Source organism: Shinella sp. WSC3-e (genome assembly GCF_945994535.1).
Classification (GTDB): domain Bacteria; phylum Pseudomonadota; class Alphaproteobacteria; order Rhizobiales; family Rhizobiaceae; genus Shinella; species Shinella yambaruensis.
The window spans coordinates 1,814,375-1,826,852 of sequence record NZ_OZ000530.1 but is presented as its reverse complement, the minus strand read 5'-3'; the positions used below and the strand labels follow the sequence as shown (position 1 = coordinate 1,826,852).

9 protein-coding genes are annotated in these 12,478 nt (G+C 65.4%); 8 read left to right on the top strand and 1 reads right to left on the bottom strand.

All coding sequences use genetic code 11. From position 1 onward, the window contains the following. Positions 1-146 precede the first annotated feature (146 nt). Entirely contained in the window at positions 147-1,577 is a 1,431-nt protein-coding gene (gene gndA, locus AABF56_RS09175; protein WP_272805687.1) for an NADP-dependent phosphogluconate dehydrogenase, read from the top strand. Positions 1,578-1,791: 214 nt separating this feature from the next. On the opposite strand, the gene AABF56_RS09170 is transcribed toward gndA, so the two are convergent. Then, positions 1,792-2,835, bottom strand: coding sequence for a LacI family transcriptional regulator (locus tag AABF56_RS09170; RefSeq protein WP_288084999.1), 1,044 nt, complete (start codon positions 2,833-2,835; stop codon positions 1,792-1,794). A gap of 414 nt (positions 2,836-3,249) precedes the next feature. Here AABF56_RS09170 and AABF56_RS09165 point away from each other — a divergent pair, with 414 nt between their 5' ends. The 7 genes from AABF56_RS09165 (at position 3,250) to AABF56_RS09135 (ending at position 12,337) form a co-directional block, all read left to right on the top strand. Continuing rightward, positions 3,250-4,485 carry an ABC transporter substrate-binding protein gene (locus tag AABF56_RS09165; RefSeq protein WP_244769554.1) on the top strand — a complete coding sequence of 412 codons (1,236 nt, stop codon included), beginning with the start codon at positions 3,250-3,252 and terminating at the stop codon, positions 4,483-4,485. Positions 4,486-4,624: 139 nt separating this feature from the next. After that, positions 4,625-5,527 carry a carbohydrate ABC transporter permease gene (locus tag AABF56_RS09160; RefSeq protein WP_272805685.1) on the top strand — a complete coding sequence of 301 codons (903 nt, stop codon included), beginning with the start codon at positions 4,625-4,627 and terminating at the stop codon, positions 5,525-5,527. 94 nt (positions 5,528-5,621) lie between these two features. Continuing rightward, positions 5,622-6,449, top strand: a complete 828-nt coding sequence (locus AABF56_RS09155) for a carbohydrate ABC transporter permease (protein WP_272807477.1) — start codon at positions 5,622-5,624, stop codon at positions 6,447-6,449. A 3-nt stretch (positions 6,450-6,452) separates the two neighbouring features. Beyond that, on the top strand, positions 6,453-7,535 hold the full coding sequence (locus AABF56_RS09150) for an ABC transporter ATP-binding protein (protein ID WP_272805684.1): 1,083 nt from the start codon (positions 6,453-6,455) through the stop codon (positions 7,533-7,535). A gap of 419 nt (positions 7,536-7,954) precedes the next feature. Further along, on the top strand, positions 7,955-10,414 hold the full coding sequence (locus tag AABF56_RS09145) for a beta-mannosidase (RefSeq protein ID WP_336314380.1): 2,460 nt from the start codon (positions 7,955-7,957) through the stop codon (positions 10,412-10,414). A gap of 15 nt (positions 10,415-10,429) precedes the next feature. Next, positions 10,430-11,191 carry a sugar phosphate isomerase/epimerase family protein gene (locus AABF56_RS09140; protein ID WP_272805683.1) on the top strand — a complete coding sequence of 254 codons (762 nt, stop codon included), beginning with the start codon at positions 10,430-10,432 and terminating at the stop codon, positions 11,189-11,191. Between the two features lie 12 nt (positions 11,192-11,203). Beyond that, positions 11,204-12,337 (top strand): Gfo/Idh/MocA family protein, encoded by a 1,134-nt coding sequence (locus AABF56_RS09135; RefSeq protein ID WP_272805682.1) that lies wholly within the window; start codon positions 11,204-11,206, stop codon positions 12,335-12,337. Positions 12,338-12,478: the final 141 nt, after the last annotated feature.

The window sequence follows — 12,478 nt, the reverse complement described above, 5'->3', positions numbered from 1 at the left end:
CCGAAGCCAAACAATCCCTTGTCGTAAATCGATTTGAATGCCAAAACACCACCGCTGGAGCGGAGCTCCTCACTCTCTTTCTGCGCGGCGTTTCCGGCATGGGTCCGGAAGCATCCCACGCCGCGCCATCCTACGGAGGTATGAACGTGGCACAGGCGGAAATCGGTCTCATCGGTCTCGGCGTGATGGGGTCCAACCTTGCGCTCAACATTGCCGAAAAGGGCAACAAGATCGCGGTCTTCAATCGCACGGTGGCGCGCACGAAGGAGTTCTACGAGGAGGCCGGCGCGCTCCAGGGCCAGATCGTGCCCTGCGAGACGATCGAAGAGTTCGTCGCCGCCATCCGCCCGCCGCGGCCGATCATCATCATGATCCAGGCCGGCGCCGCGGTCGACCAGCAGATGGACCTGCTGCGCCCCTATCTCGAACGGAACGACATCATGATCGATGCCGGCAACGCGAACTTCCGCGACACGATGCGCCGCTTCGATGCGCTGAAGGACAGCGGCCTCACGTTCATCGGCATGGGCGTTTCCGGCGGTGAGGAAGGCGCGCGTCACGGCCCCTCCATCATGGTCGGCGGCACGGAGGATTCGTGGAAGCGCGTCGAGAAGGTGCTGACCTCGATCGCCGCCAAGTACAAGGACGAGCCCTGCGTCGCCTGGCTCGGCGAGAACGGCGCCGGCCACTTCGTCAAGACCATCCACAACGGCATCGAATATGCCGACATGCAGATGATCGCCGAGATCTACGGCATCCTGCGCGACGGCCTGAAGATGAGCGCCTCCGAGATCGGCGCCGTCTTCGGCGAATGGAACAAGGGCCGCCTGGAATCCTACCTCATCGAGATCACCGAGAAGGTTCTTGCCGCCAGGGACCCGATCAGCGGCAACCCGATCGTCGACATGATCCTCGACAAGGCCGGCCAGAAGGGCACGGGAAAATGGTCCGCCATCGAGGCGCAGAACATGGGCGTGCCGGCGACCGGCATCGAGGCCGCCGTCGCCGCCCGTTCGATCTCCTCGTTCAAGACGGAGCGCGAAGCCGCCGAAAAGATCCTCGGCCTGCCGGACGTGCCGGCGCTTGAGGTCGCCGACAAGGCTGCCTTCATCAAGGACCTCGAAAGCGCGCTGCTCGCCGGCAAGATCGGCGCCTATGCGCAAGGCTTCGCGGTGATGTCCGCCGCCTCGAAGGAATATGGCTGGAACCTGCCGATGCCGACCATCGCCAAGATCTGGCGTGCCGGCTGCATCATCCGCTCGCAGTTCCTCGACGAGATCACCAGTGCCTTCACCAAGGCGCCGGATGCGGCGAACCTCATCGTCACCCCGGCCTTTGCCGCCATGGTCAAGGAAACCGACGGGGCGCTGCGCCGCGTCGTCGCCGCCGCCGCGCTGCATGGCCTGCCGGTCCCGGCGCTCGCCTCGGCGCTCGGCTATTTCGACAGCTACCGCCGCGCCCGCGGCACGGCCAACGTCATCCAGGCCCAGCGCGACTTCTTCGGCGCCCACGGCTTCGACCGCGTCGACGGCGCCGACAGCCATCACGGCCCGTGGGGCTCCGGCCTTAACGCCTGACGACAACAGACGGCCCGGTCCAAGACCGGGCCGTTTGCTTTCGATGTCATGGATCTGCCCCTCATCCCCCTGCCGGGACCTTCTCCCCGCAGGCGGGGAGAAGGGGGTGCCGAACCGTTTTCCTTCATTCTGCTGAAGGGAGGAAACCGGTTCGCCCAGCCTTCCTCGCCCCGCCTGCGGGGAGAGGATGCCGGCAGGCAGGTGAGGGGCGAGCCTACGCGTCGTCCGTCGGGATCGGGTAGCTCAGCGTTTGCAGCTCCTCCGCCGCCGTCCCCTCGATGCGGCCGATGACGGCCTTGGCGAGTTCCCGGCCGGCGAGGCGGATGTCCTCGCGCATGGTCACGACCTCCGGCCGCAGCCATTGCAGGAACATGTGCGGCTCCTTCGACACCATGTCGATGTCGTGGCCGAGCTTGCGGCCTTTCGCCTCCAGCGCGGCGATCAGCGCCACCGCGCCGCCGCCGCTGCCCGAAACGATGCCGTCCGGCCCGTCCGGCGCGCTGAACAGGGTCTCGGCGGCCCTGCGGATGTCGACGAGGCCGTTGTCGAGATTCACCTGGTTGAAGGGCAGGGCCATCGCGCCGAAATCGCGGATGCCCTTTTCGAACCCCGCCCGCATGTGCAGGTAGAAGGTGAGATAGGGCGGCGGCTGCAGCAGGATGAGCCGCTTGCGGCCGCGCTCCACCAGCTTCCGCACCGCCTCGTAGGCGAAGCGCTCGTTGTCGAAATCGTGATAGGGATGGGTGAGGCCCATTTCCGTGCGCCCGTGCGTGGCGAAGGGAAAGTTGCGCTCCATCATCAGCGCGACGCGCGGGTCCTTCGGCTCGGTGCGCGAGATGATCACACCGTCGGCCGCCCCCGTCTCCAGCACGTAGCGCACCGGGTCCAGCGCGTTGCCCTGCGTGCGGTAGGGCGTCACCACGAGATGGTACTGCGTCGTGGCGAGGACTTCCGAAATGCCGACGACCATGGGGCTCGTCAGGCCCATGATCTCCTCTTCGAGGCTGAGGATCAGGCTGATGACGTTGGTCTTGCCGGTGCGAAGACGCACGCCGGCGCGGTTCGGCTGGTAGCCGATCTGGCGCGCGACGAGGCGCACGCGCTCCTTCGTCTCGGCGCTGATGTCCGGCGCGTCCTTGAGCGCCCGCGAAACCGTGGTGATGCCGAGGCCGGTCATGAAGGCGATCGTCTTCAGCGTCGGCCGCTCGCTCGGATGCGGAAGCGCCGCCGCCGGGCCTTCGCTCATCGTCTTGTCCATCCCCTGCCTGCCACCTCTTCGCATTAGCGGTCGGTTATACATATTTTAACCAGAGCCGCCACTCCTTCATGGGCTTCGCTCCAAAACTGTAACGATGCAGGTTGTTTGTCGAGCGAAAAATGCACGGACTCGCCTTTGCACCGGCGCCGGAATGCCTGTTGCGTTGCGAAAGCGCCAGGTGTTCTACCGCCGGCCCATGGTCTCCATGATCGTTACTGCTCTAATAATTAAATCAATAATAACAATCTATTATTGAGGGGAGCCGAGAGGCTTCCCGCGTTGCGCAATGGGGCGTATTCCCTCCTCGAAAATTCCCGGTACTGGGGAAAACGGGATTTCTGGCCCGGACCCGGTTGCGTGATTAAATCGATTGGGTTACGTTTTACTGCAACGTTTCAGTGAGGGAGGAGACTCATGAAAATGCGCTTTATGGCTGCCATGCTGGCGGCAACCGTGGTCCTGCCGTCCGCCGCCGCCTATGCGACGGACCTGGAGGTGACCCATTGGTGGACGTCCGGCGGGGAGGCCGCGGCGGTCGCCGAGTTCGCAAAGGCGTTCGACGCCACGGGCAACAAGTGGATCGACGGTGCGATCGCCGGCGCCGGCAGCACGGCCCGCCCGATCATGGTCAGCCGGCTGACCGGTGGCGACCCGATGGGCGCCACGCAGTTCAACCATGGACGCCAGGCGGAGGAGCTGGTCGAGGCCGGCCTGCTGCGCGATCTCACCGACGTGGCGACGCGCGAGAACTGGAAGGAGATCATCAAGCCGGCCAGCCTGCTCGACAGCTGCACGGTCGACGGCAAGATCTATTGCGCGCCGGTCAACATCCATTCCTGGCAATGGCTGTGGCTGTCGAACGCCGCGTTCGAAACGGCGGGCGTGCCCGTGCCGAAGAACTGGGACGAGTTCGTCGCCGCCGCGCCGGCGCTGGAGAAGGCCGGCATCGTGCCGCTCGCCGTCGGCGGGCAGGCCTGGCAGGCGGCCGGCGCCTTCGACGTGCTGATGGTGGCCATCGCCGGCAAGGACACGTTCAACAAGGTGTTCAAGGACAAGGATGCCGACGTCGCGGCCGGGCCCGACATGGCCAGGGTCTTCAAGGCGGCCGAGGATGCGCGGCGCATGTCCAGGGGCACGAACGTGCAGGACTGGAACCAGGCGACCAATATGGTGATCACCGGCAAGGCCGGCGGCCAGATCATGGGCGACTGGGCGCAGGGCGAGTTCGCGCTCGCCGGCAAGGTCGCGGGCAAGGACTATACCTGCCTTCCGGGCCTCGGCGTGAACGAGGTCATCTCGACGGGCGGCGACGCCTTCTATTTCCCGGTTCTGGCGGACGAGGAGAAATCCAAGGCGCAGGAGGTGCTGGCCTCCACGCTGCTCGCGCCGGCCACCCAGGTCGCCTTCAACCTCAAGAAGGGCTCGCTTCCCGTGCGCGGCGACGTGGACCTCGCCGCGGCGAACGACTGCATGAAGAAGGGGCTCGACATCCTCGCCAAGGGCAATGTGATCGAGGGCACCGACCAGCTGCTTTCGGCCGACAGCCAGAAGCAGAAGGAGGATCTCTTCTCCGAATTCTTCGCCAATCCCTCGATGACGCCGGAAGACGCGCAGAAGCGTTTCGCCGCCATCATCGCGTCGGCGGACTGATCAGGCGGGCAGTTCCAGCAAGGCTGCGCGGCGGCCTTGCATGCGGAATTGCCGGGAAGGCATCGGCCGGCGGTTCGCCGCCGGCCAGGCGGCGCCCCATGGGCGCTGCCCCTGATCGAGACCAAGGAGGAAGTGACCCATGACGGGCCAGGCACACACCGGTCGTCCCCGCAGACTGCTGCGCAATCTCAGCTCAAAGATTGCCTCCATTCCCATGATGCTCACCGCCGTCGTCATCTTTCTCGGCGGCACGATCTGGACCGTCGTCTATTCGTTCACCAATTCGAAGCTGCTGCCGCGGGCGAACTTCGTCGGCCTCGACCAGTACGAGCGCCTGTGGGACGCGCCGCGCTGGATCGTCTCGATCCAGAATCTCGCCATCTACGGCGCGCTGACACTGGTCTTCAGCCTGGTGGTGGGCTTCGTGCTGGCGGCGCTGATGGACCAGAAGATCCGCTTCGAAAACACCTTCCGCACGATCTTCCTCTATCCTTTCGCGCTGTCCTTCATCGTCACCGGCCTCGTCTGGCAGTGGATCCTGAACCCGGAATTCGGCGTGCAGTCCGTCGTGCGCGCGCTCGGCTGGACGAGTTTCACCTTCGATCCGCTCTACAATGCCGACATCGTCATCTACGGCGTCCTGATCGCCGGCCTCTGGCAGGGCACCGGGCTCGTCATGTGCCTGCTGCTGGCGGGCCTGCGCGGCATAGACGAGGACATCTGGAAGGCCGCGCGCGTCGACGGCATACCGATGTGGAAGACCTATCTCTTCATCGTCATCCCGATGATGCGCCCCGTCTTCATCACCACGCTCGTCATCATCGCCAGCGGCATCGTCAAGGTCTACGACCTCGTGGTGGCGCAGACGAGCGGCGGGCCGGGCATCGCCTCCGAAGTGCCGGCGAAATATGTCTACGACTACATGTTCCAGGCGCAGAACCTCGGCCAGGGTTTTGCCGCCTCCACCATGATGCTCGTCACGGTCGCCATCATCATCATCCCCTGGGCCTATCTCGAATTCGGAGGGCGCAAGCGTGTCTGACAGCGTTACTCTTCCCGTCCCCGCTGCCACCGCCAGGGCCGGGGCCGAACCCTGGGGCGCCAAACCCCGCCGCGCGCTTTCCGGCCGCAACATCATGCTCTACGGCACGCTGCTCGTGGCGGCGCTCTATTACCTGCTGCCCCTCTACGTGATGATCGTCACCTCGCTGAAGGGCATGCCGGAAATCCGCCTCGGCAACATCTTCTCGCCGCCGCTGGAAATCACCTTCGAACCCTGGGCGAAGGCCTGGGCGAGCGCCTGCACGGGCCTCAACTGCGACGGCCTGTCGCGCGGCTTCTGGAATTCCGTGCGCATCACCGTGCCTTCGACGCTGATCTCCATCCTCGTCGCCTCGGTCAACGGCTATGCGCTGGCCAACTGGAAGTTCAGGGGCGCGGACATCTTCTTCACCATCCTCATCGTCGGCGCCTTCATTCCCTATCAGGTGATGATCTATCCGATCGTCATCGTGCTGCGCGAAATGGGCATCTACGGCACGCTGATCGGCCTCGTCATCGTGCACACGATCTTCGGCATGCCGATCCTGACGCTGCTCTTCCGCAACTATTTCTCCGCCCTGCCGGAGGAGCTGTTCAAGGCGGCGCGCATCGACGGGGCGGGCTTCTGGCAGATTTATTTCCGCATCATGCTGCCCATGTCGCTGCCGATCTTCGTCGTCGCGATGATCCTGCAGATCACCGGCATCTGGAACGACTTCCTGTTCGGCGTCGTCTTCACCCGGCCGGAGGTCTACCCGATGACCGTGCAGCTCAACAACATCGTCAACTCCGTCCAGGGGGTGAAGGAGTACAATGTCAACATGGCCGCGACGCTGCTCACCGGCGCGGTCCCGCTCATCGTCTATTTCGTGTCCGGGCGCCTCTTCGTCCGCGGCATCGCCGCCGGCGCCGTGAAGGGGTAAGCCATGCAGAATTCCGTATCGATCAAGGACCTTTCGCTCAGCTTCGGCGCGGTCAACGTGCTGGAGAACCTCAACCTCGACATCGGCGACGGCGAGTTTCTCGTCCTCCTCGGCTCGTCCGGCTGCGGGAAGTCGACGCTGCTCAACTGCATCGCCGGCCTTCTGGAGCCGACGGGCGGGCAGATCTTCATCAAGAACAGGAACGTCACCTGGGAAGAGCCGAAGGACCGCGGCATCGGAATGGTGTTCCAGTCCTACGCGCTCTATCCGCAGATGACGGTGGAGAAGAACCTTTCCTTCGGCCTGCAGGTGGCGAAAATGCCGCGGCCGGAGATCGACAAGCGCATCGCCCGCGCCGCCGAGATCCTGCAGATCGGCCCGCTGCTCAAGCGCAAGCCTTCCGAGCTTTCCGGCGGCCAGCGCCAGCGCGTGGCGATCGGGCGTGCGCTTGTGCGCGACGTCGACGTCTTCCTCTTCGACGAGCCGCTGTCCAACCTCGATGCGAAATTGCGCTCGGAGCTGCGGGTGGAGATCAAGCGGCTGCACCAGTCGCTGAAGAACACGATGATCTATGTCACCCACGACCAGATCGAGGCGCTGACGCTCGCCGACCGCATCGCCATCATGAAGAGCGGCGTCATCCAGCAGCTCGCCGATCCGAACACGATCTACAACGCGCCGCGGAACATGTTCGTCGCCGGCTTCATCGGCTCGCCGTCGATGAACTTCCTGCGCGGCGAGATCGCCGGGCGGGACGGCAGGCCGGTCTTCACGACGAACGGCGTCGATTTCGCGCTCGACGGCTACGATGCGGCCGAGACGCTCCGGCCCGGCCGCAAGGTCGTGCTCGGCGTGCGGCCGGAGCATGTGTCGGTCAACGGCGAGGGTGCCGAAACCCACCAGGCCACCGTCGATATCGAGGAACCGATGGGCGCCGACAACCTGCTCTGGCTGAAACATGCGGGCCATACGCTCTCCGTCCGTGTCGGCGGCGCGCGGCGCTTCGCACCGGGCACGGCGGTGAAACTTTCCTTCGACATGGGGCTGGCCTCGCTGTTCGATGCGGAGACCGAGGAGCGGATCTAGCATGCTGGAAATCGTGACCACCCCCCTCTGGCCTGCCGGCCATCTCCCCCACAAGGGGGGAGATCGGATGGGGCAATGTTTTGCCCATCGCAGGCGTTGCAGTCCAAGTCATGTTCTCCCCTCCTGCCAATTTCCTTTCTTGAAAGCAGGGCGACCGCTTATGGAGCGGAACGGCTGCTCCATCCCCTTCTCCCCCGCGGGGAGAAGGTGCCGGCAGGCGGATGAGGGGGAGGTCGAAGGCGTGAGTGATCCGTTCGAGCCACCCCCTCATCCGGCCCTTCGGGCCACCTTCTCCCCGCGGGGGAGAAGGGGATTTCAGCGCCGGCTTGCCTCATTTGCAATTGCCTTTCCCTCAAGGGGGAGATGCCCGGCAGGGCAAAGGGGGTGTTTCCCCGCATTCATGCTTCAGGGATAGGCGAATGATCCAACAAACCGAAACCACCGCGATCGACCTCTCCGGAACCTGGACGCTCACCGGCGCCGGTACCGGCCACACCGCGCCGATGCCCGTGCCCGGCGACGTGCACAGCGCGCTTCTTTCCGCCGGCCTCATCCCCGATCCCTATGCCGGCCGCAACGAACGGGATGTGCAATGGGTGGCGCTGGAGGACTGGGCGATCGAGCGGACCTTCGACGTCACGCCGGAAATGCTGGAGGGCGACTGGTATCTCGACATAGGCAGCATCGACACCGTCGCCTCCGTCTATGTCAACGGCGTGCTGGTGCTCGATGCCGACAATTGCTTCCGCCGCTACCGGCCGGACGTCACCGAGGCGCTGAAGGCCGGCGAGAACGTCTTGCGGGTGCTGATCCATTCCAGCATCGCCGCCGGTGCCGCGCGGCAGGCGGCGCAGCCCTTCTTCATCCCCTGGCACCCCGGCAATTCGCCGATCCCCAACGGCAACATGCTGCGCAAACCCCAGTGCCATTTCGGCTGGGACTGGAACATCGCGATCGCCCCGCTCGGCATCTACGGCGCAATTTTCCTGCGCCGGCTGGAGGTCGCCCGCATCGAGCATGTGACGACCCGGCAGTTCCACCATGCCGACGGCGCGGTCGATCTCTACGTCACCGCCACCTTCCATGCCGAAGCGCCCGGCATCCTGCCCGTGCATTTTTCGCTCGGCGAGGAGCGGGTCCGGCTCGATATCGGCGTCAATGCCGGGGAGACGCAACTCACCCACATGTTCCGCATCGAGAGGCCGGCCCTCTGGTGGCCGGCGGGCCATGGCGAGCAGGCGATCTATGCCGTCCGCGTCGAGACGCCGGGCGAGACGGTGGTGCGCCGCATCGGCCTGCGCCAGGTCGAGCTGGTCACCGACAGGGACGAGGCCGGAAGCCGCTTCGCCCTGAAGGTCAACGGCCGCGAGATTTTCTGCCGCGGCGCGAACTGGATTCCCGCCGACGCGCTGCCCTCCCGGATCACGCCGGCTGGCGTGCGCGACCTCCTGCAATCGGCCACTGAAGCCAACATGAACATGATCCGCGTCTGGGGCGGCGGTTTCTACGAGCCGGACTGGTTCTATGATTTCTGCGACGAACTCGGCCTGATGGTCTGGCAGGACTTCATGTTCGCCTGCAATCTCTATCCCTCCACCGTCGATTTCCTCGACAATGTCGCCGCCGAAGTCGATTACCAGGTCAAGCGGCTCGCCTCGCACCCCTCCATTGTGCTCTGGTGCGGCGACAACGAACTGGTCGGCGCGCTGACCTGGTTCGAGGCGAGCCGCGAGAACCGCGACCGCTATCTCGTCTCCTATGACCGGCTCAACCGCACCATCGAGCTGGCGATGAGGAAGGCGGCGCCCGGCGCGATCTGGTGGCCGTCGAGCCCGGCCTCCGGCACTCTCGATTTCGGCGATGCCTGGCATGCCGATGGTTCCGGCGACATGCACTACTGGTCCGTCTGGCACGAGAACAAGTCGTTCGACGACTACCGCACCGTGCGCCCGCGCTTCTGCTCCGAATTCGGCTTCCAGTCCTACACCTCCATGCCCGTCATGAGGTCCTTCGCCGCGCCGAAGGACATGAACATCGCTTCGCCGGTGATGGAGAGCCACCAGAAGAATGCCGGCGGCAACGAGCGCATCGCCGGCACCATGTTCCGCTATTTCCGCTTCCCGAAGGATTTCGAGAGCTTCGTCTATCTCAGCCAGATCCAGCAGGGCCTCGCCATCCGCACCGCCGTCGACTACTGGCGCTCGCTGAAACCCCATTGCATGGGCACGCTCTACTGGCAGCTCAACGACACCTGGCCGGTCGCCTCCTGGTCGAGCCTCGACCATGGCGGCAGCTGGAAGGCCATGCATTACATGGCGCGCCGCTTCTTCCAGCCCGTCGCCGTGGCGGCGATCCCCTCGCGGGATGGCGAGACCATCGGCTTTTCCGTCGTCAACGACACGGTGGAGGCGGTGGCGGTGAAGCTCGACACCTGGCTCGTCCCGCTTTCCGGCGAGCGCCGGCCCTACCGCAGCGCCGAAGGCCGATGCGGGCCGGACAGGGCGGAGATGCTGTTCTCCGTCTTTTCCGCCGACCTGCCGGAGGACACGCTGCTCTTCTGGTCCTTCGAGGCGTCCAACGGCATGCGCGGCGAGGGGCACCACGTGCACGGTACCTACAAGGCGCTGGAACTCGAACCGTCCGGCCTCACCCTCGACGTTTCGCCGCGCGAGGACGGCGCCGTCGCCGTCACAGCCAGCGTCAGCGGTCTTGCGCTCCATGTCATGCTCGAGGCCGATGTCGCCGGCCGTTGGTCGGACAATGCCTTCGACCTCACGGCGGGCGAACGGAAAACGGTGATCTTCACCCCGGCCGAACGCGGCGCGGTTCCGAAAATCCATTGGCTCGATCTTCATTCCTGCCAGACGCAATCCGAGTAACCCGAGGAAATTTTCATGCAGACAGTCAGCTTCCAGCTCTACAGCGCCCGCAATTTCCAACCCTTTGCCGAGGTTTTCCGGATTCTCGCAGATGCCGGCTACAAGCAGGTCGAGGGCTATGGCGCCCTTTATGCCTCGCTCGACGATGCCGCGATCCAGCAGGTGAAGGCCGACCTCGACACCAACGGCCTCACCATGCCCACCGCCCATTTCAGCCTCGACATGCTGGAGGCGGAGCCGGAGCGGGTGCTCGCCATCTGCCGCACGCTCGGCATCGCGGCGGTCTACTGCCCCTATCTTCTGCCGGAGGACCGCCCGGCGGACGCCGCCGGCTGGTGCGCCCTCGGCGCGCGGCTGCAGAAGGCCGGCGAACCGATCCGCAAGGCGGGCCTTACCTTCGGCTGGCACAACCACGACTTCGAGTTCTTCGCGCTGCCCGACGGCACCGTGCCGCTGGACCATCTCTTTGCCGGCGGGCCGGACCTTGCCTGGGAGGCGGATATCGCCTGGATCATCCGCGGCGGCGCCGATCCCTTCGCCTGGATCCGGAAATATGGCGACCGCATCGCCGCCGTGCACGTCAAGGACATCGCGCCGAAGGGCGAGAACGCGGAGGAGGACGGCTGGGCGGATGTCGGCCACGGCGTGGTGCCGTGGGGCGATCTCGCCAAGGCGCTCGCCGGCTCGCCTGTCCAGCACTTCATCGTCGAGCACGACAATCCCAGGGACATCGCGCGGCTCGCCATGCGGTCGATCGCGACCATCAAGGCATTCTGAGGACTGACCATCATGAGCAAGGAATACGGAGTCGGCATCATCGGCTGCGGCAACATATCGAGCGCCTATTTCAGGCTGATCCCGACCTTCAGGAACCTGAAGCTGGTCGCCTGCGCCGACATCAACCCGGCCGCGTCCAGGGCGCGCTCGGAGGAGTTCGGCGTGGAAGCGCAGGAGATCGACGCGCTGCTCGCCAATCCCGCCGTCGACGTCGTCGTCAACCTGACGGTGCCGGAGGCGCACTACCCGGTCTCGAAAAGGGCGCTGGAGGCGGGGAAACACGTCTATTCGGAAAAACCCTTCGTGCTGACGCTGGAGCAGGGCGAGGACCTGCGCCGCATCGCCGATGCCCGCGGGCTGAAGGTCGGTTCGGCGCCGGATACCTATCTCGGCGGCGCGCACCAGTTCGTGCGCCATCTCATCGACAGCGGCGCGGTCGGGAAGATCATGTCCGGCACCGCGCATGTGCTGGGGCCGGGCATGGAGAGCTGGCATCCCAACCCGGATTTCTTCTTCGCGCCGGGCGGCGGGCCGATCCTCGACATGGGGCCGTATTACGTCAACAACCTCGTCAACCTCGTCGGGCCGGTGCGGCGCGTCGTGGCGCTCGCCAACCGGGCACATGAGGAGCGCACCATCGGCAACGGCCCGCGCCTCGGCGAGAGGGTGCCGGTGGCCGTCGCGACGAACATCCATGCCATCCTCGACTTTGCCAGCGGCGCGCAGGTCGCGCTGATGGCGAGCTGGGATGTCTGGGCGCATCGCCACCAGAACATGGAGCTCTACGGCACCGAGGGCGCCGTCTTCGTGCCCGACCCGAATTTCTTCGGCGGCACGGTGGAGGTCGCCGGCACGGACCGCGAGCCGAGGGCGGTGGAGGTCTGGGACCATCCGCTGACGGCGCAGAACTATGAGTTCGACTGGGGCCTGCAGGCGAACTACCGTGGCATCGGCCTTGCCGACATGATGGAGGCGGTGACGACCGGCCGCGACTACCGCTGCTCGCTCGACCGGTCGCTGCACACGATCGATGTCCTGACCGCGATCCTGCGCTCGGCGGAGGAGGGCAGGGCGATCGACATCGTGACGACCTGCACGCAGCCCGCGGCGCTGGGCATCGAGGAGGCGCGGGCGCTTTTGCGATGATATCGCCTGCGGCCTGCCCCTCATCCGGCCTGCCGGTCCCCTTCTCCCCGCAGGCGGGGAGAAGGGGATGTGCCGCGCCGGTTTCCCCGAGCAATATCCGCTCGTGGGGCAAGTCCTCTCTCCCCGCTTGCAGGGCGAGGG

Coding starts and splice junctions, on each gene's coding strand:
- AABF56_RS09170 (WP_288084999.1), bottom strand. CDS start 2,835: ATGGACAAGACGATGAGCGAAGGCCCGGCGGCGGCGCTTCCGCATCCG.
- AABF56_RS09165 (WP_244769554.1), top strand. CDS start 3,250: ATGAAAATGCGCTTTATGGCTGCCATGCTGGCGGCAACCGTGGTCCTG.
- AABF56_RS09160 (WP_272805685.1), top strand. CDS start 4,625: ATGACGGGCCAGGCACACACCGGTCGTCCCCGCAGACTGCTGCGCAAT.
- AABF56_RS09155 (WP_272807477.1), top strand. CDS start 5,622: ATGCTCTACGGCACGCTGCTCGTGGCGGCGCTCTATTACCTGCTGCCC.
- AABF56_RS09150 (WP_272805684.1), top strand. CDS start 6,453: ATGCAGAATTCCGTATCGATCAAGGACCTTTCGCTCAGCTTCGGCGCG.
- AABF56_RS09145 (WP_336314380.1), top strand. CDS start 7,955: ATGATCCAACAAACCGAAACCACCGCGATCGACCTCTCCGGAACCTGG.
- AABF56_RS09140 (WP_272805683.1), top strand. CDS start 10,430: ATGCAGACAGTCAGCTTCCAGCTCTACAGCGCCCGCAATTTCCAACCC.
- AABF56_RS09135 (WP_272805682.1), top strand. CDS start 11,204: ATGAGCAAGGAATACGGAGTCGGCATCATCGGCTGCGGCAACATATCG.